We start from the raw sequence: 2,193 nt of genomic DNA, 5'->3' as shown, positions 1-2,193 counted from the left end.
CAGCATGACGATGGCGGGGTTTGCCTATTTCGCGACGCAAGAAGCCGCCCGCATCAAGTTCGAAGCGACGGCCGACGACGCGCTCAACCGAATCGAGAGCCGCATCGACCTGCATTTGTCGCTGTTGCGCTCGACGCAGGCCCTGTTCGACGCCCGCAACGGCGATATTTCCGGCAACGAGTTCAAGGCGTTCTTCAAAGCGCTCGATGCCGACAACAATTTTGCCGGCTTGCGCGGCATCGGCTATGTCAGGCTGGCGAAGGCTGGAGACGAGGCGGCGGTCGAACGCGATATGCTGCGCGACCATGGCGTCAACCATCCAATCTATCCTGACACCACGCAGCCTTGGCGCACCCCCATCGTGCTGTTCGAGCCGCTCGACCCGTCCAACCAGGGCAGCATCGGCTATGACATGTTCAGTGAACCGGTGCGGCGCGCGGCGATCGAAAAGGCGATGTCGGATGACCACCAGCACGCCAGCGGGCTGGTGCAACTGGGCCAGGACACAGGTGCCGCGCAGACGTTCACCGGCTTCCTCGTCTTCGTGCGGCTCAATGTCGAAACCGCACCCGATGTCATCAATGCGTCCAGGTCCTCCACGGCCGGTTTTCTCTATGCGGCTTTTCGGGCTCGCGACCTGTTCCAGACCGCGCTCAGCCGGTCGCCGCTGCTGCCGGTCAACACCGAAATTTACGATGGCGACGGCGCGGTGAACGGCGACAATCTGTTGTTCCGGTCGGAGACGCCACCGGCTTCGACCTTTGGGGACAGGCTGCTGGTCACCCGCAAGATAATGGTGGCCGGCCGGCCATGGACTGTCCTGTTCCGGCCGACGAGCGCCTTCTCGCAGCCGTCGTCGCGCGCCATTCCGGTTATGCTGGGGCTGTTCGGCCTGTTGCTGGCGGGCGCCATCGCGCTGGTGGCGCGGTATCAGGAGCGGGCCTATGAGGCGGCGTCGCGCTTGCACGAAACGACGGAAAAGAGCCTGCTCGAAAAAGACCTGATGCTGCAGGAGATGAAGCATCGCATCAAAAATTCGATCACCAGGGTGCTGGCGATCGCGCGCCAGACGGCATCGCGGGCCACCGACGTCAACGAGTTTTCCGCATCCTTCTCGGCCAGGCTGCAGGCGATGGCGGCATCCCAGGACATGCTGACGCGCTCGCGCTGGCAGAAGGCCGATCTTAGCGATCTCCTGCGCATCGAACTGGGTCAGGTGTTCGGCAAGGATCTGCCCGATGAGCTGTTGTCGGGGCCACAGGTGCTGCTCGACGAAACCACGACGCAAGCGCTCGGCCTCACCTTCCACGAACTGGCGACGAACGCGCTGAAATACGGCGAAGCCGGCAATTCGGCCAATACCCTGAAGGGCGACTGGGCGCTGAAGGTGGACTGGTCGCTCGAAGGGCGCGGGCGCGACAGGACGCTGGCTCTCAACTGGCGCGAAACCGGGCAGAAGAAACTCGAAGCACCCGCCAAGACCGGATTCGGCACCAAGCTGATCGATCTCAACGTCACGCGCGAATTGCGCGGCACGATCAAGCGTGATTTCCGGGCCAATGGGCTGAACGTGGAAATCAAAATCCCTCTGGCAAACTGACGGTGATCGTCAGGCGGCCAGGATCAAGCACTAAACAAATGAAAATCCGGAGGCCGGCGAACCGGTCTCCGGATCAGGTCTCGGTATCGCCGAACTAGTTGCAGCGCGCGGTGTAGATCCGGCCGCGATGATCGCGATACTGGCAATAGCCATTGCGCAGATTGCGCACCAGCAGGCCGGAACCGGCACCCACGGCCGCGCCGATCAGCGCGCCCTTGCCGCCGCCGACCAAGCCGCCGACACCGGCGCCGATCAAGCCGCCGCCAACCACGTCCTGCTCGGTAGAGGTGCAGCCACTGACCGCGACCACAGCAACCATGGCAATAAGCATCTTCCGCATAGAGTCACTCCTCACTTTGTGTCCTCACTTTAATAAGCTCCAACCGCCATTTAGCATGAAATGGCGCCCGTTGCCCGCTCGAATTTATTGTTGGCTAAGATAGTTTTTTTCGGGGCGCGCCGTGTTTGACGCAACGACGATATTTGAGATCTCCAAGGATGCGTCAAGACTGCCGTCCGGGCCGACCTTCCACACCACCTGGTCGTAGTCGTCTTCGAGCGCCGGGTCGACCGTAAGGCATTTGGCGACGATG

General features: G+C 62.0%; 2 protein-coding genes. One reads left to right on the top strand and one right to left on the bottom strand.

Features of this window, described 5'->3' with window-relative positions; all coding sequences use genetic code 11:
• A partial coding sequence (locus tag EN935_RS32345) for a CHASE domain-containing protein (RefSeq protein WP_127374037.1) occupies window positions 1–1,600 on the top strand: 1,600 nt, incomplete at its 5' end.
• A 94-nt stretch (window positions 1,601–1,694) separates the two neighbouring features.
• Here EN935_RS32345 and EN935_RS32340 read toward each other — a convergent pair.
• The gene (locus EN935_RS32340) at window positions 1,695–1,940 is read right to left on the bottom strand and encodes a YMGG-like glycine zipper-containing protein (RefSeq protein ID WP_109665127.1); all 246 of its coding nucleotides are present in this window, start codon (window positions 1,938–1,940) and stop codon (window positions 1,695–1,697) included.
• Window positions 1,941–2,193 lie beyond the last annotated feature (253 nt).

Source organism: Mesorhizobium sp. M7D.F.Ca.US.004.03.1.1, from assembly GCF_003998635.1.
GTDB lineage: Bacteria > Pseudomonadota > Alphaproteobacteria > Rhizobiales > Rhizobiaceae > Mesorhizobium > Mesorhizobium loti.
This window is presented reverse-complemented; position numbering and strand designations above follow the sequence as displayed.

Bases quoted from the DNA above. Each gene is read 5' to 3' on its own strand.
- EN935_RS32340 (WP_109665127.1), bottom strand. From the start codon at position 1,940: ATGCGGAAGATGCTTATTGCCATGGTTGCTGTGGTCGCGGTCAGTGGC.